Below are 21,097 nucleotides of genomic sequence, written 5' to 3'. Positions count from 1 at the left end.
GCTAATATCGATAAGCTAAGAAGCACGGGGTTATGCTAATCCTTCTGTTTTGCAAAGGGACGGACCGACGCCTAAGCACAGGCGCATCTTTAAATTGCCGGGAGAATTGTGTTACGATATTCAAGGTGTGGGCAATGGGGAAAGCGAAAGGGGCAACTGAAGCATTGAGAGTGATCGCAGGCACGGCGAAAGGCCGGTCTTTAAAAGCGGTGCCGGGCAAAAACACGCGTCCGACGACCGATAAAGTGAAAGAAGCGATTTTCAGCATGATCGGTCCTTATTTCGATGGCGGGCTTGCGCTTGATCTGTTCGCCGGGACGGGCGGACTCGGCATCGAGGCCTTGAGCCGCGGAGCGGAGAGCGCCGTATTTGTCGATCTGGAAGGGACCAGCATCGAAGTGATCAAACAGAACGTGCAGGCAGCAGGCCTGACGGAGCGCGCGGAGATCTATCGCACGGATGCGGCCCGGGCAGTCAAAGCGTTAGCGAAACGAAACCTGAAATTCGCGCTTGTCTTCCTGGACCCGCCCTATCGGATGAAGGATATGGACGAGCTCATGATGGGGCTTGCGGAGCGCGGGCTGCTTGAGGAAGCGGCAACGATCGTGGTCGAGCATGACGCGGAGCACCGGTATTCCGAAACGATCGCGAATTATAGGCAGGTAAAACATACGCATTACGGCGATACGGCAGTCACGATTTACCGCTACGAAGCGGAGAACGAGCAAGATATAACGGAGGACTGAATATGGCATCATCATCCACATCCACATCCGGATTGGCGCGTCGGCGCGTCGCCGTGTATCCCGGCAGTTTCGATCCTGTGACCTGCGGCCATCTAGACATTATCCGCCGCGCGGCGAAGCAGTTCGATCACTTGATCGTGGCGGTACTGAACAACACGAGCAAAAAACCGCTGTTCAGCGTGGAAGAGCGCAAAGCGCTGCTTGCCGACGTGACGAAGGATTTGCAGAACGTGACGATCGACAGCTTCAGGGATCTGCTCGTGCATTTCATGAAATCGCGGGAAGCGCATGTGATCGTTCGGGGCATCCGCTCCGTCACGGATTTCGAGTACGAGATTCAGATGGCATCGACCAATCATCAACTGGACGACGACATCGAAACGATCTTCATGATGACGAATCCGAAATATTCGTATTTAAGCTCCAGCATCGTCAAGGAAATCGCCATGTTTCATGGCAACGTACAGGATTTGGTTCCACCGGAGGTACAGACGGCGCTGATCGCGAAATTTTCGGAATAGGGGACCTTAAATAATCAGGGCAGACGCAGCTTGGCCGTAAGCACCGAGACGACGGTCAGGAGCAGCAGCGCGCCGACGAACGCAACCAGCAGGGCGGGCGCGTAAGGCCAAAGCGAGTGCAGGTCGCCGACTCGAATGACGGCGGACTGGCCGTAGCCGGTCTCTTCATGCTGTCCGGCAAAGGTCTCGATAGCGGGCGCGATCCCGCTCATGAACGCGGTAAGCGGCTTCCAGGCCAGAAGCGTGAGAAGAAAGGCAATGGTGCTTTGAAGGAGGCGGGCAGCGGCGAGCGAACGCAAGGTGAGTCCCGTACCCGCGATCGCCGTACCTGCCTGCAGCAGGGCGCTCAAGCCGCCCCAGCTGAGCACGGCGCAGACCGCGGCGGCTTTCCATGGCACGCCGCCCGCGAATGCGGAGGCCGCGGCCGCGTACGCGCCGATATGGCTTTCGATCAGACCGGGAAGCACGAAGGACGGGACGTTATCGGGGATTAACGGATCGACCAGCCGAACGAGCACGGCGCAGAACATCATGAAGCCTCCGATGGCCATCAGTTTATAGACGGAGACCGTGACGGCGTCGCCCAGCAGCTTGCCGAACGTGCGGCCGTCGCGCGCCCGGGCTTCGCGCATCGCGGCGGCTGCGCGGCGCATCAATCCGGATGAAGAGCCGGCCGTCGCGCCGACCGGTTCATGCTTGGCGAATCTCGCGGCGATCAAGGCCGGCAGGAGAGCGGCGAGCCACACGACGACCACGATGGCCGCGCCTAGCTCCGGGCGGTGAAGAAAGCCGGAGCCGACGACGAGGAGCATGAAGATCGGGCTCGGCATATGCGATAAAGCAAGCAATCGCTTGCCTTGCGGGACGGTCAAGGCGCTGCTTTTGCGCAACGCGGCCGCCGCTTCGGCTCCGCAAGGGAACCCGCCTGTCCAACCAAGCGCCAGCGCGATGCCGGCTTCGCCCGGCAGGCGGAACAGCTTTGCCATCAGCGGATGCAGCAGCGCGCCGAGCGCATGAACGGCACCGAAGGCCAGCATAAGCTCAAGCAAGGTCAAGAAGGGAAGCAGGCCGGGGAACACGATATTCCACCATACGGTCAAGCCTTGCAGCGAAGCCTGGAAGGCTTCGTCGGGCTTTATGATGATGGAAGCGACGAGCAGGATGGATAAACAGGCAAGCGCAAGGGTGCGAATCATCGTACCACGCTCCAAGTACAAGGTAGGGCCTGGACGAACCGGGGCCACTACATGTTTACGCTTGTCTGATCGCGGATAGACCAGGGATGATCGGCTATCGCTATTCGATCGTGACCGGTTTCTCGTAATAATCGCGGAACAGATCCCGCGGCGTCGCGTTCGGCCAGCCGAGGGCATAGGCCGACGTGGCTTGGACGTCCAGCATGAGGTACGGATAAGCATCGGCCGCTCCAGCCGCGCTATTGACAATCGGAAGAGCGGCGGATGTCCGCATGCGCTTCAGCAGTTCGCGGCCCCGGGAACTATAGCCGAGGACGCGGATGTATTGAACGCCGGCGCGCAGACGTTCGGACGAAAACAATTCTTTGTCATGCCCGAGAAGAATGGCCAGCAGGGCGCGTTGCAGCTTCGTGCGCGTGTAACGTTTGGTTTTCAAGCGTTCCAGCAACGGCTCGAACCGGGCGGTCTCCAATTCCGGAAGCATACGCTTGATCCGGTGTTCGAGCCCTTCGTTGATCTCGTGATAGCGTCCGAGCGCGCTCGCGTGCTCGGTGACTAGCTTGTGGAACAACTGCTGCGCATACTGTTCCCAGCCGTTGCGCCCGCGGCCGAGCGCGTGGTCCCGCATGAGCAGCTCCATAGTCGAAGCGGGGACGAAAGGCGAGGCGCTGGCCGGAGAAGCCGATTCCGCCACGAGCTTGCGAATGGCCGTCGCGCTCGCGATCTGCGCGTCGGTAATGCTCGTCTGCGCGTAGCCGGCTTTCTCGCGGCGCAGCGAGAACGGTTCGATCGCGCTGCCGAGCCGTTCCAGCGCCAGCAGATAATGCAGCCCGAGCGTATTGTTGGGCTGCCCGAAGGGGAAGGCCGCGGCCTCCGGATCGCCCGCCTCGGCCATGAAGCGCCGGACGGCGGCGCTGTAGGCTGCCGGATAGCTGACGCCCGTCCGAAGCTCATCCGCCATGAGCCCCGCGAACGCATCCGGTTCATGCGCGAGCAGCCGCGCAACCCGGCGCAGCGGCGCGATATCGCCCGCCTCGCTGCCGAAGCAGAGGGCGTCCACGACGCCGGTCGCCTCGAGCAAGGCCGCGGCGCCATAGGCAAACCACTCCGCCGCCTGCGCGGAGTAGGCGACGGGCAGCTCGATGACCACGTCGCAGCCGCCCCGCAGCGCCATCTCGGCGCGCGTCCATTTGTTCAGCAGCGCCGGCTCGCCGCGCTGCAGGAAGTGCCCGCTCATTACCGCGACGACGGCGTCGCTGTTCGTTATTTTAAGCGATTCCTGCAAATGATAGTGATGTCCGTTGTGAAACGGGTTATACTCGACAATGATCCCTACAGTGCGCATGGGCTGACCTCCGTACGTCAATGCTTACGTTTTCACTATATCACGACGTGAAAATGTTGACAAAACGATTCAATAATCGATATAATAAACTTTGTTTGTTTGGAGTGATACCATGGAGATTCATGTACGAGAAGTAGCGGCCAAAGGTACGACGACGACGACGTTCAAGTCCAGCTTGAATACCGATTGGCTGAAGCAAGTGCGCAAGGATGTCCTGAACGCGAGTCCGATGGACGTGAACATGACGGCTTGGGGCGAAGACGGCGTTGCCCATGTGGAGGGTCAACTGTCCATCGACGTGGAGCTGGCTTGCTCCCGCTGCTTGGATCCGACGACCGAGCATGTCGTATTGCCGTTTCATGAGCAGTTCAAGCTTGCCTCGACAATGGACGGTTCGGAGCCGGAAGAGATCATCGCGGTCGACGAGGACAAGCTGGAGCTCGAGCCGATGCTGGAAGAAATGCTGATGCTTGCGCTGCCATTCGTGCCGCTGTGCAGCGAAGACTGCAAGGGACTTTGCCACACATGCGGAACCAACCTAAATGAGCAAAGTTGCGGGTGCTCGAACGATCGGATCGATCCAAGGCTAGCCGCATTGAAAGACTTGTTTAAAGATTCGCAGCAATAAGAAGGGCCGCTGCCGAAGCGCCCTTCGAGCAATTCTGTTAAGGAGGTGGGAAACATGGCAGTACCACAACGTAGAACATCCAAGACGCGTCGTGACAAACGCCGCACGCATTTCAAACTGGCGGTGCCGGGCATGGTGAAGTGCGATCAATGCGGAGAATTGAAATTGGCTCACCGCGTATGCAAGGTTTGCGGAACTTACAAATCGAGAGAGATCATCAAACAATAGTTTGCATGAACGCATAGCACTTCATCTCGGATGATATGCTCTTTCTTGAATGGCGCGAATAGCACTTCATCCCTGGATGAAGTGCTATTTTTATGCCGAAACGGGCGCCCGACATTGCGCCGGGCGGCGTTCTTCTATATACTGTTAGTACCTGGTTATAATAGCTGATTTTAAGATAGCTGTCATGTCGGGGAGCAGAAGGCGGGCATTGCCGCGTATGAATGGCTGCCTGAGCATATACTTAGAACACTAGGCAAAGGTGGTGCGGACCATCGAACGGCTTCCAAAACGAGAACGTCATCAGCTTCTAACTTCGCTGATTGAAGATAATCCTTTTATTACGGATCAAGAGCTGACGCGTCAGCTGAAAGTCAGCATCCAGACGGTGCGGCTCGACAGGCTGGAGCTGGGCATTCCCGAACTGCGGGAACGCATGAAATTGATGGCCGAGCGTTCGTACGATCCGGTCCGTTCATTGCCGCTGCACGAGATTATCGGCGATATCGTGGATATGCAGCTGGACCACAGCGGCATTTCCATTTTTGAAATCAAAGAAGAACATGTATTTTCCAGAACCGGCATCGCCCGCGGCCATCATGTGTTCGCGCAGGCGAACTCGCTCGCGGTAGCGGTCATCAACGATGAAATCGCCTTGACGGCCACGGCGGACATTCGCTTCGTCCGGCAAGTGAAGCTGGGCGAGAAATGCATTGCCAAAGCGTATGTAAGGTCAATCTCCGGCGGGCGCAGCAAGGCGAAGGTCGAAGTGTTTTCTTATGTAAGCGATGAAATGGTGTTTCAAGGCAGCTTTGTCATTTATCGTTCCGCTGGCGAGTCGGTCATCGAAGGAGGTATGGATGGTGCGGATCGCAATTGATGCGATGGGGGGCGACCATGCTCCTTCGCTCATCGTAAAAGGCGCATATGAAGCAGCGATCGATATGCCCGAGGTAACAATCGTCCTGGTCGGGGACACGGAGCAGATCAAGACGCATTTGGGCGCGAACGTTCCGCCGAACATCGAGATCGTCCACGCGGACGACGTCATCGGTCCGGACGACGAGCCGGTGAAGGCGGTTCGCCGCAAGAAAGGCTCGTCGATGGTCATGGCGGGCCAATTGGTTCGCGACGGTCAGGCAGAGGCCATGCTGTCGGCAGGCAATACCGGCGCACTGATGACGACGGGACTTCTCGTCGTGGGACGGCTGGAAGGCATCGAGCGCCCGGCGCTCGTGTCGATGCTGCCGACGATGGATGACGTAGGGGTGCTTGCGCTCGATCTGGGCGCGAACATGGATGCGAAGCCGGAACATTTGCTGCAGTACGCCATCATGGGAAGCATTTACCGGACCCGGATGAACGGTCAGAACAATCCGCGCGTCGGCCTGCTTAACGTAGGCACGGAAGCGATGAAAGGAAACGAGCTGACGAAGGCGGCCTACGATCTGCTGGAGACGGCTCCGATCCATTTCATCGGCAACGTGGAGGCGCGGGACGTCTTGCTGCGCAATTGCGACGTGCTCGTATGCGACGGTTTCGCGGGCAACATCATGCTGAAGGCGATGGAAGGAACGGCGGGTACGCTGTTCAAAACGATTCGCGACGTATTTACGAGCTCGCTGCTTTCAAAGCTGGCCGCGGCGGTCGTAATGCCGAAGCTGCGGCTGCTCCGCAAGAAAATGGATTACAACGAGCATGGCGGCGCTCCGCTGCTGGGCATTAAAGGGCTTGTGTTCAAATGCCACGGATCCTCCGACGTAAAAGCCATCAAAAGCACGGTGCGGCAAGCCAAATTGGCCATTGAGAGCAATTTGGTCTCTTCGATCGCAGCGGAAATTAGCAGGAAGTGAGTGGGCGCATGAGCATGAAGCTACATCCCGTAGGTATAATCGGATCTGGCAAATACGTGCCGGAACGGATATTGACGAATAAAGACCTCGAGCAAATGGTGGAAACGAACGACGAGTGGATCGTGACGCGGACCGGCATGCGGGAACGCCGGATCGCCGCCCCGGAGCAAGCGACCTCCGATTTGGCCTACGAGGCGTCGCTGAAAGCGTTGGCCGCGGCCGGACTGGCAGCGGAGGATCTCGATCTGATCATCGTGGCCACGATTACGCCGGATATGTTTTTCCCGTCGACGGCCTGCCTGGTGCAGGATAAGCTCGGCGCGAAGCGCGCGGCGGCGTTCGATTTGTCGGCGGCCTGCTCGGGCTTCATCTACGGGCTCGCGACGGCATCCAATATGATCGCGACAGGCATGTATAAGCATGTTCTGGTGGTGGGGGCGGAATGCCTCTCCCGGATTACGGATTATACGGACCGCAACACTTGCATTCTCTTCGGGGACGGCGCCGGCGCGGTTGTCCTTGGCCAAGTGCCCGAAGGCCGCGGTTTCCGCTCTTTCGAGCTCGGGGCCGACGGGTCGGGCGGCGAGTTGCTCCGCATTCAGGGAGGCGGCTCGCGGAAGCCGTCTTCGGCGGACACCGTCGACGGCAAGGATCATTTCATCTACATGGCCGGCAACGAAGTATACAAGTTCGCCGTGCGCATCATGGGCAACGCCGCGGAAGAAGCGCTTCGCAAAGCGGGCATGGACAAGAAGGACATCGATTTGCTCGTCCCGCATCAAGCGAATATCCGGATCATTCAATCCGCGCTGAACCGCTTGGATCTGCCGCAGGAGAAATGCATGATCAATCTGGACAAGTACGGCAACGTGTCGGCGGCGTCCATTCCGATCGCCCTGGCCGAAGCCGTAGAGCAGGACCGCGTGAACGAAGGGGATTGCATCGTATTGGTCGGTTTCGGCGGCGGCTTGACTTGGGGCGCTTCCGTCTTGGTGTGGTAATCATCCTTCCTTTCTAATTTCAAGGTACAGTAATCGTGTCGGAGGTGCAGTTTCAAATGGGCAAAACCGCATTCGTTTTCCCCGGCCAAGGCGCGCAGGCGGTTGGCGTGGGCCGAGATATTTACGAGGCGTTCCCTTCTTCGCGCGCCATCATCGACGCCGCGGACGAAGCGCTCGGTTTTAAATTGAGCGACATTATTTTTCAAGGGCCGGAAGAGCTGCTGAAGCAAACGGTCAACACGCAGCCGGCGCTGCTTGCCGTCAGCATCGCGTTTCTTGAAGCGCTGAAGACGAGCGGCCTGAAGCCGGACTTCGTGGCCGGACACTCGCTCGGCGAGTACAGCGCGCTCGTCGCAGCCGGAACGCTTTCCTTCGCGGATGCCGTGCGCACGGTCCGAGCGCGCGGCGAATTCATGGAACAAGCCGTTCCGAGCGGCCAAGGCGCGATGGCGGCGGTATTGGGCGCGGAACGCGAAGCATTGGCAGCGCTTTGCGCCTCGGCCTCCGCAGAAGCCGGCGCCGTCGAGCTCGCGAACGTCAACTGTCCGGGCCAAATCGTCGTTTCCGGCACGGCGTCCGGTGTACAAGCCATTGTCGAACGCGGCAAAGAAGCCGGCGCGAAACGGGTGATCCCGCTCGAGGTCAGCGGTCCGTTCCACTCCTCGCTCATGAAGCCGGCGGCCGATCGCCTGAAAGACGTCTTGGCCGGCGTCGAAATGCAGGACGCGGCCGTCGCGGTGATCGCCAACGTAACGGCCCAGCCGGTCACGGACAGCGGAGAAATTCGCAAATTGCTCGCGGAACAGGTATACTCGCCAGTGTTGTGGGAAGACAGCGTACGCTATCTGATCGAACAAGGCGTCGACACGTTCGTCGAGATCGGATCGGGTACGGTTCTGGCCGGCCTCATCAAGAAAATCGACAAATCGGTCAACATCATCCCGATCAACAGCGTGGAAGCGCTGAAAGCGGCCGCGCTTTAAAAGTTATTAAAAGGTACTTGAATAGGGTATTAATCTTTAAGAAGTGGATGCCGCAGGCATCCATAAACCAACTTCAGCGGCGAGCGCCTGCCGCTCTAGGCAAGCCAGCCGCAGGCGCCGGCTTGCGGCGCAAACCTGCCGCTCCAGGCAAGCCAGCCGAAGGCGTAGGCTTGCAACCGCCGTAAAGCGTGTCCCGCTAGGGACGGAAGCGAGGACCAGCACGACCACTCGCCAAACGCGCCTCTGTCTCGCGCCACGTTACCATGGTCCCGCAAGGGACAGCAGGTAACTCGCGAGCGCCGATCGTAAAGTGTGTCCCGCAAGGGACGAAAACGAGGCCCGGCACGCAGCAGCCCAAGCGCGCTTCTCAGCGGCCCAAACGTTATACCATTCAGGTGTCCAGAGGACGGAGTCCTTGGGGTCCCCCTTGGAGAAGGGGGATTTAGGGGGAAGGAGAGATTACTTTGTTCGCAGATCTTACAGGCAAAGTCGCGCTGGTAACCGGCGCATCCCGCGGCATCGGCCGCGCGATCGCGTTGGAGCTGGCCGAGGCGGGTGCGGATGTCGCCATTAACTACAGCGGCAGCGAAGCGGCTGCGGCCGAGACGGCCGAGGCGGTTCAAGCGCTCGGACGCCGCTCCCTCGTGCTGAAAGCCAACGTCGGGAAAGCCGAAGAATTCGACGGGATGGTCAAGCAAGTCATTGAGACGTTCGGCGTCATTGATATTTTGGTGAATAACGCAGGCATCACGCGTGACAATCTAATCATGCGCATGAAGGAAGAAGAATTCGACCAAGTCATCGAAACGAACTTGAAAGGCGTGTTCAACGGCATCAAAGCCGTCACCCGCCAAATGATGAAGCAGCGTTCCGGCCGCATCGTCAACATCTCGTCCGTCGTTGGCGTGCTGGGCAATCCGGGGCAGGCTAATTATGTCGCGGCCAAAGCCGGCGTCATCGGTTTGACGAAAGCGTCCGCCCGCGAGCTGGCTTCGCGCGGCATTACGGTCAACTGCGTCGCGCCCGGCTTTATCCAGACGGACATGACGGACAAGCTGCCGCAGGAGATGCGCGAGAAGCTGACGGGTGACATTCCGCTGGCCCGTCTCGGGGATCCGCGGGACATCGCGTCCGCGGTTCGTTTCCTGGCTTCCGGCGCAGCAGGTTACATGACGGGCCAAACGATTCATGTCGACGGCGGCATGTACATGTAGCCATTTCGCACATGTCCTGTCAGACGGCAACCGTTTGATGTATGGCATTTTGTCCGTAATTCTCGTATAATACCATGGAGGAGGTGAACCGGATGTCCGATGTATATGATCGTGTAAAGCGCATCGTTGTCGACCGCCTTGGCGTTGACGAGTCGGAAGTGACGCTAGAAGCTTCGTTTAAAGAAGATCTTGGAGCGGACTCTCTTGATGTCGTTGAATTGGTCATGGAACTGGAAGATGAATTCGATATGGAAATCTCTGATGAAGATGCAGAGAAAATTACGAGTGTAGGAGAAGTCGTAAATTACATAGCTTCTCTGGCGAAGTAATAAAAAATGACAAGTCCCGTTGCAATAGCGGGACTTCTCTCCATCTATAGAGCGATTCGGCCCTGCTTTGGCAGCGGCTGTAAGCGCATTAGCGTTCTTATAGATAAAGCAAGGATTTGAGTTCCCATTTGAGGTGAATAGAGATGAAGCAGAGAGTAGTCGTTACGGGCATGGGGGTTATGACTTCGCTCGGTTCCGAATTGGAGACGTTCTGGGGTAATTTATTGGAAGGCAAATCCGGCGTTTCCTTGATAGAAGCATTTGATGTTTCCGAATATCCGACCCGCATTGCGGCTGAAATAAAGAATTTCAATCCGGAAGAGTACGGCATCGACAAGAAAGAAGCGCGCCGCATGGATCGCTTCGTGCAGTTCGCGGTTGTGGCCAGCCAGCTCGCCGTCAAGGATGCAGGCATCAATATCGGTGCCGAAGTGGATGCCGAGCGCGTAGGCGTAATGATCGGTTCCGGCATTGGCGGTTTGGGCACGTGGGAAGACCAGCATAACATTTTGCTGGAGAAAGGTCCGAAGCGCGTAAGTCCGTTCTTCATTCCGATGATGATCGCGAACATGGCGTCCGGACAAGTATCGATGGCCACCGGCGCGAAAGGTCCGAACAGTACAGCGGTCACGGCTTGCGCCACGGGAACGCATTCCATCGGGGATTCGTTCAAGTTGATTCAACGCGGCGATGCCGATCTGATGATCTGCGGCGGCGCGGAAGCGACGATCAGACCGACGGGCTTGGCTGGCTTCTGTTCCATGCGCGCGATGTCTACGCGCAACGACGATCCGGCAAAAGCTTCCCGTCCGTTCGACGTGGACCGCGACGGCTTCGTCATGGGCGAAGGCTCGGGCGTGCTGGTGTTGGAATCGCTGGAGCACGCGCAGAAGCGCGGCGCGCATATTTATGCGGAAGTGATCGGTTACGGCATGAGCGGCGACGCGTACCACATGACGGAACCGGATCCGGACGGCGCGGCTCGCTGCATGGCGAAGGCGCTCCGGGACGGCGGTTTGGAGCCGGCTCAAATCGATTATATCAACGCGCACGGCACGTCGACTTCGATCGGCGACAAGTCGGAGACGACAGCGATCAAGAAAACGTTCGGCGATCATGCGTTCAAGCTGGCGGTCAGCTCCACGAAATCGATGACGGGCCATTTGCTCGGCGCGGCAGGCGGCGTTGAAGCGGTTATTCTAGGGTTGACGCTTCAGAACGGCATCATTCCGCCGACGATCAACCTGGATAATCCAGATCCCGAATGCGATCTCGATTATGTCCCGAACGTGCCGCGCAACGCGGACGTGCAATACGCGTTGTCGAACTCGTTCGGCTTCGGCGGACATAACGCGACGATCGTGATGAAGAAATATGAAGCATGACCAGTTTGACGAGCTGCAGCAGCGTCTGCAGCTCCGATTTCGTGCGAATAAGCTGCTCAGACAGGCGTTCACGCATACTTCATACGTCAACGAGCATCGTCAAAGCGGTACGGAGCACAATGAACGGCTTGAATTTCTCGGCGATGCCATCCTGCAATTGACGGTATCCGAATTTCTGTACCGGACCTTTCCGGAGCGTCCGGAAGGACAGCTGACCCGGATGCGGGCCTCGATCGTTTGCGAAGCTTCGCTCGCGCGGTTTGCGGAAATGTTGGACCTCGGGAAGCATATCCTGCTCGGCCGCGGAGAAGAACAGCTTGGGGGCCGGCAGCGTCCGGCCTTGCTCGCTGATTTGTTCGAAGCCTTTGTCGGGGCGATTTATTTGGATCAAGGACTGGAAGTCGTCAGAACGTTCCTGGCGTCGCATATGTTCCCGCATATCGACAACGACGGCGTGATGGTCGGCAAGGATTTCAAGTCGACGCTGCAGGAGAAAGCGCAGCAGGCCGGCATGGGACCGATCGAGTATCGGATCGTCGAAGAACGCGGGCCCGCGCATGACCGCGAGTTCGTCGTGGAAGTGTTCATCGGGGAGACGTCCTACGGCTCCGGCAGCGGACGAACCAAGAAAGAAGCGGAACAGCAGGCGGCGGCTGAAGCATGGCGGAAGCTGTCGAAGTAACGGAATAAGCAGCATGTCTAAAATTCTGGCACCCCTGGTACCGGGATTTTTTCATTTCTTGGATTCGAATTAGATGTGGGTTAATATTCCAATTATGGGTGTCTAATTGAGTGGACGCATGTGCTTTCCCAGTGGGTTTCGACGTATTTCGACCTGTGCTTTTTTAGCAATTATGGTACAATAGTCGTTGAGGTGAAGGTAAGCGATGTTCCTGAAAAGGATTGAGTTAGCTGGATTTAAATCGTTTGCCGACAAGACGGAACTGGAATTCGTCCGCGGCATTACGGCGGTCGTCGGCCCGAACGGCAGCGGCAAAAGCAACATCAGCGACAGCATCCGCTGGGTATTGGGCGAGCAAAGCGCGAAGAGCCTTCGCGGCGGCAAAATGGAAGATATCATCTTCGCGGGAAGCGACGCGCGCAAGGCGGTCAATTTCGGCGAGGTTTCTTTGACGCTGGATAACGCGGACGGTGCGCTGCCGCTGGATTACAACGAAGTGACCGTGACCCGTCGCGTGCACCGCAGCGGGGACAGCGAATATTTGATTAATAAACAGTCGTGCAGACTGAAGGATATAACGGAATTGTTCATGGATACGGGGATCGGCAAGGAAGCGTATTCCATCATCGGACAAGGCCGAATAGAGGAGATTTTAAGCACGCGTTCCGAGGACCGCCGCGGGATATTCGAAGAGGCTTCGGGGATCGTCAAATACAAATCGCGCAAGCGCGAGGCGCAGAAGAAGCTGGAGGACACGGAGTCCAACCTGCTGCGCATTCATGATTTGGTGACGGAGCTCGAGGATCAGGTAGAGCCGCTCCGCGTCCAATCGGAGAAAGCGATTCAGTACAAACAGCTGCGCGATCAATTGAAAACCGCGGAAATCTCCATGTACGTACATAATATCGAGACGGTCCATACGTCTTGGACGGAATCGAACGCCCGTATGGCGAAGCTGCAGGAAGAACAGCTCTCGCTATCCACGGTCGTAAGCAAGCACGATGCGACGTTGGAGAAGGACCGCTTGAAGCTCCGGGAGCTGGAGGAAGCGCTGGACCGCCTTCACGAAGCGATGCTGCAGTACAGCGAAGAGTACGAGAAATGCGAAGGATACGGGGAAGTGCTCAAGGAGCGCAAGCGCAACCTGGAACAGAACCGGGCACAGCTGGATGCGTCGTTGACCGCGCAAAACGAGCGAATCGGGGCGCTAACCAAAGAAGAAGCGGAGTTCCGCAGCAAAGCCGCGCTGCTCGAAAACGAGCTCGAAACGCTGCGGATGAAGCTTTCGGAGGAAGAATCGCGGCTGCTCGGCACGACCGCTTCGGCATCCGGCGACGCGGAAGAATCGCTGAAGGGCGAGCTGCTGGACGTGCTGAGCACGATGGCGCAGCTGCGCAACGAGATTCGTTATGCCTTGCAGCAGGAAGAAGCGCTTCAGCGCCGGATGGAGCGGCTCGGCGACGAGCATGCCAAATGGCAGGAGCAGCATGAGCGGCTCACGGCGCGAAGAACGGAGCTGCAGCAGAAGCTGGAGACGACGCTCGCTGAGATCAACAAAATGCGCAACCGGTATATCGGCGAATCCGAAGGTCTGCAAAGCGGCCAGAAGCTGCTGGAAGAAGCGCAATCAGCGATTCGGAAATGGGAACAAAAGCTGGAGGCGCTCACGTCCCGGCGTGACACGATGAAGGAGATGCAAGACGATCTCGACGGCTTCATGCACGGCGTCCGCGAGATTCTCAAGGCCTCGCGCCGTACGACGGGCGGCGTAGAGGGCGTGCACGGCGCGGTCGCGGAGCTTGTCCGCGTGCCGGAGAAAGTCGAGCTGGCCATCGAAACCGCGCTCGGCGGGGCGCTGCAGCATGTCGTCATGAACGATGAGCGCAGCGCCCGGGCGGCGATCGCTTACCTGAAGTCGCGTCAATTGGGACGCGCGACGTTTTTGCCGCTCGATGTCATCCGCGGCCGGAACATACCCGAGCATGACCGCAGAACGATCGCCGGGCTGGAAGGCTTCGTCGGCATCGCCTCCGAGCTCGTATCCTGCGACGCGAAGTATGCGCATATCGTGGAGAATTTGCTCGGCAACGTCCTGATCTCCGAAACGCTGGAGCAGGCGAACCGGATTGCGTCCAGAATCCAGTATCGCTTCCGGGTCGTCACGCTGGAAGGCGACGTGGTGAATGCCGGGGGCTCGATGACCGGGGGAAGCATGCAGAAGAAAGGCGCGAACCTGCTCGGCCGCCAACGCCAAATCGAACAGCTGGACGAAGAGATCAAGTCCGCGGATATCCAGCTCTCGAAGCTGCGCGACAAAATCAGCGACCTTCGCAAAGAGCAGTCGATCCGCAACCAGAAAGTCGACGAGCTGCGGGAGCTCGGAGAAAAGCTGCGCATCGACGAACAGCATTTGCGCGCCGAACTGCAGTCGCTCGATAACGAGAAACGGCATTTGGACGATCAGGCGCAGCTATTCCAGGCGGACAGCGCCGGCCATAAGTCGGAGCAGCGGCAGATCAGCAGCTCCGCCAAGGAAGCGGAAGAACGGCTCGCCGCGCTGACGCAGGAAGAAGCCCGGCTGCAGGAAGCGATCCGCGCGGCGGAGGAACGGCGCAAGGCCGGAGAATCAGCCAAAGAGCAGCTTCAGGATCAACTGACGGATTTGAAGATCGCGCTCGCGAAGACCGACCAGGAGAAAATGTCGTTCGAGGACCAAGCGGCTCGGGTTCGCTCCGATATCGGACGGGCTAAGCAGGAGTTGGCGGGCATACGCGACATGCTTCAGCGCCAGGACGAAGATGCGCGGCTGCATGGCGAAGAGAGCGCGAAGCAGATCGAGCAGTTGAATGCTTTGAAGCTCAAGAAGGAAGGCTGCTCCGAGCAGACGGACTTGAAGCGTTCGGCACGCGCGGAGCTCACGCGCGAGCTGGAGCAAGGCGAGAGCGAGACGAAGGAACAGCGTGCGCAGCTGCGCAGCGTGGAAGATCAGCTGCGCCAGATCGAAATCGCGGTCAACCGGCTCGACGTCGAGCTGGATAACCTGCTTCGCAAGCTAAGCGAGGAATACGAGCTGAGCTACGAGCTGGCCAAGGAGCGTTACCCCGTTCCGGAAGATGTCCTCGCGCTCCAGAACGAAGTGCGCGACCTGAAACGCCGCATCTCGAGTCTCGGCGAAGTCAACCTGGGCGCGATCGACGAGTACGAGCGCGTCAAGGAGCGGTATACGTTCCTGAACGACCAGAAGAACGATCTGATCGAGGCCAAGACGACGCTCTACCAGGTCATTCGCGAGATGGACGACGAGATGAGCCGCAGGTTCCGGACGACGTTCGAAGCGATTCGCGGCCATTTCGTGGTCGTGTTCTCCAAGCTGTTCGGCGGCGGCCGCGCGGATCTGATCATGGTGGAGCCGGACCGCGTGCTCGACAGCGGCATCGATATCGTGGCGCAGCCTCCGGGCAAGAAGCTGCAGAACCTGCAGCTGCTCTCGGGAGGCGAACGCGCGCTGACGGCGATCGCGCTGCTCTTCGCGATCTTGCAGGTCAAACCGGTTCCTTTCTGCGTATTGGACGAAGTGGAAGCGGCGCTCGACGAAGCGAACGTGGCCCGTTTTGCCCAATATTTGCGGGAATTTTCGGAGCTTACGCAATTCATCGTCGTGACCCATCGCAAAGGCACCATGGAAGAGGCCGACGTGCTCTACGGGGTTACGATGGAAGAAGGCGGCGTGTCCAAGCTCGTCTCCGTTCGCCTGGAGGATGAAGAAGCGGTATCCGCATAATCGTTGCATCGAAACAACCGCAGTCAACGTATACAAGAAGCCGGAGCCTGGCCCTCGCAGCCGGGCTCGGCTTTTGCGAGTAAAGGGATGGAGGTCCAATCATGAGTTTCTTTAAACGGTTGAAAGAAAGCATCGCCCAGAAGACCGAGGCGGTCACGTCCATATTCAAGGAAGGCTTGTCCAAGACGCGCACTGCGTTCGTCGGGAAGATCGAGGATCTGATCTCGCGCCGCAAGAAGATCGACGAGGCGTTTTATGAAGAACTGGAAGAAATCTTGATCGGCGCCGACGTCGGCGTCAATACGGTCATGCAGCTAATCGACGACCTGAGGGCGGAAGTGAAGAAGCGAAAGATCGAGGAAGCCGCCGAGCTGCAACCGATCCTGTCCGAGCGGCTGGTGGAGCTGTTGAAAGGCAACGTCAAAACCGAGCTGCGCATGGCGGAGCAAGGGATGACCGTCATCCTGTTCGTCGGCGTCAACGGCGTCGGCAAAACGACGACGATCGGCAAGCTTGCGCATAAATTCAAGCGCGAGGGCAAGTCCGTCCTGCTTGCGGCCGGAGATACGTTCCGTGCCGGAGCCATCGAGCAGCTGGAAGTATGGGGCAAGCGCGTCGGCGTGGACGTCATCAAGCAGGAATCCGGCGCGGATCCGGCGGCAGTCATGTACGACGCGGTCCATGCGGCGAAACAGCGGGGCGTCGACGTGCTGCTCTGCGACACGGCCGGACGGCTGCAAAACAAGCATAATCTCATGGAAGAGTTGAATAAAATCTTCCGCGTCATCCAGCGCGAGGTTCCGAGCGCTCCTCATGAAGTGCTGCTCGTCCTCGATGCGGCGACGGGCCAGAACGCGCTGAGCCAAGCGAAGCTGTTCGGGGAGAAGAGCGGCGTTACGGGTCTCGTGCTGACGAAGCTGGACGGCACGGCAAAGGGCGGCATCGTGATCGCGATCCGCAATGAGCTCGATCTGCCGGTGAAACTGGTCGGGCTTGGCGAGAAAATGGAGGATCTGCAGGAATTCGATTCCGAGCAATTCGTCCATGCGCTGTTCGGCGGCTTGCTTCAATCCGTGGAAGACGAGAAGGAACCGGGTCAATAACGGGTGACAAGCAAAACTACTTGACAGGGCATAGGCCGCTGCGCTATGATAATCGTCGTGGAATTGGTGTAAAGGTAATTGCCTTGACGTAAAGGAGCGGATAGCATGACGGTCCATGAAACCGATGCCCTGGCGAAGACGAACCGGGTAAATATGCTGTTCGATTTCTACGCGCAATTGCTGACGGAGAAACAACAGACGTTTTTAAAATATTATTTTCATGACGATTACTCGCTCGGCGAAATCGCCGCCGAATTCGATATTAGCAGGCAAGCGGTCTATGAGCATGTCAAGCGCGCGGAAGCGGTGCTCGAGAACTGCGAAAGCAAGCTGAACCTCCTTGCCAAGCACGAGTCGGCCGAACGTTGGCTGAACCGGTTGGACGAAATGGCGGAGCGGCTTGCGGCTCACGGTGACTTTGGTGCCGAACTTCAAGCAATCGCACGTGGTTTGCGCGGAGAAGGATTGGACGGTACATAAGTCGCGTCCGATTCCAGACGGGGTTAAGCGTACATAACTTCGGTTATGCTTACGAAGTAGTTTTGTTCTTCTTGCCGTATACCCGGCAAGGCTCCACCAACAAAACTTTTAGGAGGTGACGATCATGGCATTTGAAGGTTTGTCCAGCAGGCTGCAGAACGTTTTCGGCAAATTGCGCGGCAAGGGTAAAGTGACGGAGGATGATGTTAACGAGGCGATGCGCGAAGTGCGCTTGGCACTGCTCGAAGCCGACGTTAACTTCAAGGTCGTCAAAGATTTCATCGCGAAGGTGAAAGAACGGGCGATCGGGCTTGAATTGACGAAGAGCTTCACGCCCGGCATGGTCGTCGTCGATATCGTAAACAAAGAATTGACGGAGCTGATGGGCGGCACGAACACCAAGCTCGCCAAGTCGAACAAACCGCCGACGGTCATCTTGATGGCCGGCTTGCAAGGGGCCGGTAAAACGACCTCCTCCGCGAAGCTCGCTAAATTGCTGCTCAAGGACAAGCATAAACCGCTCATGATCGCCGGCGATATTTACCGGCCAGCCGCAATCAAGCAGCTGCAGGTGCTTGGAGAGCAAATCGGCGTTCCGGTATTTACGCTCGGCGATCAAACCTCGCCGGTCGACATTGCCCGCCAAGGACTTCAGCTTGCCAAAGACAACGGACACGATTACGTCATTATCGATACGGCCGGCCGGCTGCACATCGACGAGGCGCTGATGACCGAGCTGCGCGATATTCACGAAGCGACGAAGCCCGACGAAGTGCTGCTCGTCGTCGACGCGATGACTGGGCAAGAAGCGGTTAACGTGGCGCAAAGCTTCCACAGCCAGCTGGAGCTCACGGGCGTCGTGTTGACGAAGCTCGACGGCGATACCCGCGGCGGCGCGGCGCTCTCGGTCAAAGCGGTCACGGGCTGCCCGATCAAATTCGCGGCGACGGGCGAGAAGATCGAGCCGCTCGAGCCGTTTCATCCGGAACGGATGGCATCCCGGATTCTCGGCATGGGCGACATGCTGTCGCTGATCGAGAAAGCGCAGTCCAGCATCGACGCCGAGAAAGCCGCCGAGATGGAACGCAAGATGCGGACGGCCGAATTTACGTTCGAGGATTTCCTCGAGCAGATGGAGCAGGTTCGCAAGCTCGGTCCGCTGGATCAGTTGCTCGACATGATGCCGGGCATGGGCAAGATGAAGGATATGAAGAACCTCAAGGTGGACGAGAAACAAATCGGACGCGTCGAAGCGATCGTCAAGTCGATGACGAAAGAAGAGAAGCGCAAACCCGAAATTCTCAATCACAGCAGGCGTAAGCGCATTGCGATCGGCAGCGGGACTTCCGTCGCGGAGGTCAACCGGCTGATCAAGCAATTCGACGATATGAAGAAAATGATGAAGCAGTTCTCGTCCATGATGGGTCCGAAAGGACCGAAGGGCGGCATGAAAGGTCTCAAAGGCATGCTGCCGAAGGGCATGAAATTCCCGTTCTAAGCAGTTGCCGCCTGGGCGGCTTACCTGCGCAAGAGCAGGATCGATATTTATTGAAGGAGGTGAATTCTCATGGCAGTACGTATTCGTTTGAAACGTATCGGTGCGCATAAAGCGCCTTTCTACCGTGTGGTAGTTTCCGATTCCCGTTCCCCGCGCGACGGCCGCTTCATTGAAGAAATCGGTACTTATAACCCGGTTGCTCAACCGGCTCAAGTTAACATCGATGAAGAAAAAGCTCTTAAATGGCTTCAAAACGGAGCGCAAGCTTCCGACACGGTCCGCAACCTGCTTTCCAAAGCAGGCGTAATGACGAAGCTTCACGAGCTGAAACTTCAAAAATAATCGACTCGGTGCGGGGGGCCTATTGTGATGAAAGAATTGATTCTTGTCATAGCGAAGGCTTTAGTGGATAACCCGGAGGATGTACGCGTCGACGTGAAAGAAGACGATCGCGGCACCGTCTACCTGCTGTCGGTCAACCCCGACGATGTCGGCAAGGTAATCGGCAAGCAGGGACGGATCGCCAAAGCGCTGAGAACGGTCGTCGCATCGGCAGCCGTCAAGTCGCAGAAGCGCGTCATGGTCGATATTATTTCGTAGCGATCGTACATCGAGACAGGGCTAGGATGAATATCCTAGCTCTTTTTCGATGGCAAATACGAAAAAAGGCAGGGACAGGGCATGGATCAACAGTGGTTATCCGTCGGTAAGCTCGTGAATACGCACGGTATTCGCGGCGAAGTGAAGGTCATTTCGCAGACCGATTTTCCCGAGGAGCGATTCGCGCCGAATTCGGTGCTAAAGCTCATCAACGAAGAGAACGGCCAGCATCTGGACGTGGAAATAGTGAGCGCAAGAGAACATAAGGGCATGTTTTTCTTGAAGCTTAAAGGATATGACAACATCAACGAGGTCGAGAAATACAAGGGATGGTCGTTGAAGGTGTCCAAGGAAGACCTCGTCGAGCTGGATGAGGGCGAATATTACCACCACCAGATTATCGGCTGCAAGGTCGTGACGGACGAAGGCGCGGAGCTTGGCGTTATCACGGAAATTCTCGTGCCGGGCGCCAACGACGTGTGGGTCGTCCAGCCGGCTAAAGGCAAGCAGGTGCTCATTCCCGTCATCGACGATGTCGTCCTCGATGTGGACATTCCGAACAAAACGGTGAAGGTTCATCTGATGGAAGGGCTGATCTAGCTCATGCGCATCGATATATTGACGCTGTTCCCCGAAATGTTCCAAGGCGTGTTCGGCGCCAGCATACTAGGCAAAGCCCGCGAAAAAGGCATCGTCGGCCTGAATGCGGTTAACTTCCGGGATTATGCGAATAATAAACATAATACGGTAGACGACTATCCTTACGGCGGAGGCGGAGGCATGGTGCTCAAGCCCGAGCCTTTGTTCGCCGCGGTGGAGGATCTCATGCCGGAGAGCGGGAATAAACCGCGCGTGATCCTGCTTTGCCCGCAGGGGGAGCCCTATACGCAGAAGAAGGCGGAGGAACTGTCGGCGCAGGAGCATTTGGTCTTTGTATGCGGGCATTACGAGGGGTATGACGAACGGATTCGCCAGCATCTCGTGACCGACGAGATTTCCCTGGGCGATTACGTACTTACGGGAGGCGAGCTGCCGGCGATGGTAATCATCGACAGCATCGTCCGCTTGCTGCCGGGCGTGCTTGGCAACGAAACGTCGGCCGTGACGGATTCCTTCAGCACCGGTCTGCTGGAGCATCCGCATTATACGCGCCCTCCCGTATTCCGCGGCTGGGAAGTACCCGAAGTGCTCATGTCCGGCCATCATGCGAACGTGGAGATTTGGAGGCGTCAGCAATCGATCCTGCGAACGCTGGAGCGCCGCCCCGAGCTGTTGGACAACGCCGAATTGACGAAGAAAGAGCGATTATGGCTGACTGAACAAATCCGCGCCCGCAGCGAAGAGAAGCCTTCGTAGGCCTTCCGAAAACAATCGGGCGATGCTGATTCCCGTTGTTGTATTCTGGGCTGGATTATGTTAGAATGGCAGAGTTGCTTTGTTAACTCGGACGGTCCGCTATATAGCGATAATCCGGATTCTAACGTGATTCCGGTAGCTTATAAGAACGTCTATGGTGGAAGGAGTTGA

22 protein-coding genes are annotated in these 21,097 nt (G+C 57.6%); 20 read left to right on the top strand and 2 right to left on the bottom strand.

Annotated elements, in window-relative coordinates; all coding sequences use genetic code 11:
- The first annotated feature begins 164 nt into the window (after window positions 1-164).
- Both rsmD and coaD read left to right on the top strand, forming a co-directional pair.
- Window positions 165-746 (top strand): 16S rRNA (guanine(966)-N(2))-methyltransferase RsmD, encoded by a 582-nt coding sequence (rsmD, locus tag AC50YL_RS01195; protein ID WP_494828654.1) that lies wholly within the window; start codon window positions 165-167, stop codon window positions 744-746.
- 2 nt (window positions 747-748) lie between these two features.
- Window positions 749-1,267: a pantetheine-phosphate adenylyltransferase gene (gene coaD / locus AC50YL_RS01190; protein WP_494828652.1), complete on the top strand. Its 519-nt coding sequence runs from the start codon at window positions 749-751 to the stop codon at window positions 1,265-1,267.
- A gap of 14 nt (window positions 1,268-1,281) precedes the next feature.
- On the opposite strand, the gene AC50YL_RS01185 is transcribed toward coaD, so the two are convergent.
- Window positions 1,282-2,463, bottom strand: coding sequence for a nucleoside recognition domain-containing protein (locus AC50YL_RS01185; RefSeq protein WP_494828650.1), 1,182 nt, complete (start codon window positions 2,461-2,463; stop codon window positions 1,282-1,284).
- Window positions 2,464-2,563: 100 nt separating this feature from the next.
- On the bottom strand, window positions 2,564-3,808 hold the full coding sequence (locus AC50YL_RS01180; RefSeq protein ID WP_494828648.1) for a nucleotidyltransferase: 1,245 nt from the start codon (window positions 3,806-3,808) through the stop codon (window positions 2,564-2,566).
- A 112-nt stretch (window positions 3,809-3,920) separates the two neighbouring features.
- On the opposite strand from AC50YL_RS01180, the gene AC50YL_RS01175 reads away from it, so the two are divergent.
- The 18 genes from AC50YL_RS01175 to trmD all read left to right on the top strand — a co-directional run bounded on the left by AC50YL_RS01175 (window position 3,921) and on the right by trmD (window position 20,926).
- Entirely contained in the window at window positions 3,921-4,436 is a 516-nt protein-coding gene (locus AC50YL_RS01175; RefSeq protein ID WP_494828646.1) for a YceD family protein, read from the top strand.
- A gap of 54 nt (window positions 4,437-4,490) precedes the next feature.
- Window positions 4,491-4,664 carry a 50S ribosomal protein L32 gene (rpmF, locus tag AC50YL_RS01170; RefSeq protein WP_090637702.1) on the top strand — a complete coding sequence of 58 codons (174 nt, stop codon included), beginning with the start codon at window positions 4,491-4,493 and terminating at the stop codon, window positions 4,662-4,664.
- 259 nt (window positions 4,665-4,923) lie between these two features.
- On the top strand, window positions 4,924-5,541 hold the full coding sequence (gene fapR, locus AC50YL_RS01165; protein WP_494828644.1) for a transcription factor FapR: 618 nt from the start codon (window positions 4,924-4,926) through the stop codon (window positions 5,539-5,541).
- Window positions 5,525-6,514, top strand: a complete 990-nt coding sequence (gene plsX, locus AC50YL_RS01160) for a phosphate acyltransferase PlsX (RefSeq protein ID WP_494829761.1) — start codon at window positions 5,525-5,527, stop codon at window positions 6,512-6,514. The genes fapR and plsX overlap by 17 nt, the downstream gene beginning before the upstream one ends.
- Before the next feature lie 14 nt (window positions 6,515-6,528).
- On the top strand, window positions 6,529-7,515 hold the full coding sequence (locus tag AC50YL_RS01155) for a beta-ketoacyl-ACP synthase III (RefSeq protein ID WP_494829759.1): 987 nt from the start codon (window positions 6,529-6,531) through the stop codon (window positions 7,513-7,515).
- A 56-nt stretch (window positions 7,516-7,571) separates the two neighbouring features.
- On the top strand, window positions 7,572-8,498 hold the full coding sequence (gene fabD / locus AC50YL_RS01150; protein WP_494828642.1) for an ACP S-malonyltransferase: 927 nt from the start codon (window positions 7,572-7,574) through the stop codon (window positions 8,496-8,498).
- Window positions 8,499-8,962: 464 nt separating this feature from the next.
- Window positions 8,963-9,712 (top strand): 3-oxoacyl-[acyl-carrier-protein] reductase, encoded by a 750-nt coding sequence (gene fabG, locus AC50YL_RS01145; protein WP_494828640.1) that lies wholly within the window; start codon window positions 8,963-8,965, stop codon window positions 9,710-9,712.
- Between the two features lie 92 nt (window positions 9,713-9,804).
- Window positions 9,805-10,041: an acyl carrier protein gene (gene acpP / locus AC50YL_RS01140; RefSeq protein WP_161696667.1), complete on the top strand. Its 237-nt coding sequence runs from the start codon at window positions 9,805-9,807 to the stop codon at window positions 10,039-10,041.
- Between the two features lie 143 nt (window positions 10,042-10,184).
- Window positions 10,185-11,426: a beta-ketoacyl-ACP synthase II gene (gene fabF, locus AC50YL_RS01135; protein ID WP_494828638.1), complete on the top strand. Its 1,242-nt coding sequence runs from the start codon at window positions 10,185-10,187 to the stop codon at window positions 11,424-11,426.
- The gene (gene rnc / locus AC50YL_RS01130) at window positions 11,416-12,108 is read left to right on the top strand and encodes a ribonuclease III (RefSeq protein ID WP_494828636.1); all 693 of its coding nucleotides are present in this window, start codon (window positions 11,416-11,418) and stop codon (window positions 12,106-12,108) included. The genes fabF and rnc overlap by 11 nt, the downstream gene beginning before the upstream one ends.
- 205 nt (window positions 12,109-12,313) lie before the next feature.
- Window positions 12,314-15,889, top strand: a complete 3,576-nt coding sequence (smc, locus tag AC50YL_RS01125; protein ID WP_494828634.1) for a chromosome segregation protein SMC — start codon at window positions 12,314-12,316, stop codon at window positions 15,887-15,889.
- A gap of 101 nt (window positions 15,890-15,990) precedes the next feature.
- Window positions 15,991-16,992 (top strand): signal recognition particle-docking protein FtsY, encoded by a 1,002-nt coding sequence (ftsY, locus tag AC50YL_RS01120; RefSeq protein WP_494828632.1) that lies wholly within the window; start codon window positions 15,991-15,993, stop codon window positions 16,990-16,992.
- A gap of 105 nt (window positions 16,993-17,097) precedes the next feature.
- On the top strand, window positions 17,098-17,472 hold the full coding sequence (gene ylxM, locus AC50YL_RS01115; protein ID WP_494828630.1) for a YlxM family DNA-binding protein: 375 nt from the start codon (window positions 17,098-17,100) through the stop codon (window positions 17,470-17,472).
- 124 nt (window positions 17,473-17,596) lie between these two features.
- Window positions 17,597-18,970, top strand: coding sequence for a signal recognition particle protein (gene ffh, locus AC50YL_RS01110; protein WP_161740398.1), 1,374 nt, complete (start codon window positions 17,597-17,599; stop codon window positions 18,968-18,970).
- A 69-nt stretch (window positions 18,971-19,039) separates the two neighbouring features.
- Entirely contained in the window at window positions 19,040-19,312 is a 273-nt protein-coding gene (gene rpsP / locus AC50YL_RS01105) for a 30S ribosomal protein S16 (protein ID WP_090637683.1), read from the top strand.
- A gap of 27 nt (window positions 19,313-19,339) precedes the next feature.
- Complete coding sequence (locus AC50YL_RS01100; RefSeq protein WP_161740395.1) at window positions 19,340-19,570, top strand: KH domain-containing protein; 231 nt, start codon at window positions 19,340-19,342, stop codon at window positions 19,568-19,570.
- 81 nt (window positions 19,571-19,651) lie between these two features.
- Window positions 19,652-20,170, top strand: coding sequence for a ribosome maturation factor RimM (gene rimM, locus AC50YL_RS01095; RefSeq protein WP_494828627.1), 519 nt, complete (start codon window positions 19,652-19,654; stop codon window positions 20,168-20,170).
- 3 nt (window positions 20,171-20,173) lie between these two features.
- A complete protein-coding gene (gene trmD / locus AC50YL_RS01090) occupies window positions 20,174-20,926 on the top strand; it encodes a tRNA (guanosine(37)-N1)-methyltransferase TrmD (protein WP_494828625.1) in 753 nt (250 codons plus the stop codon).
- Window positions 20,927-21,097: the final 171 nt, after the last annotated feature.

The organism is Paenibacillus sp. J22P277 (assembly GCF_059383675.1).
Note: the sequence above shows the minus strand (reverse complement) of the source record. Positions and strands in the feature narration are given on the sequence as shown.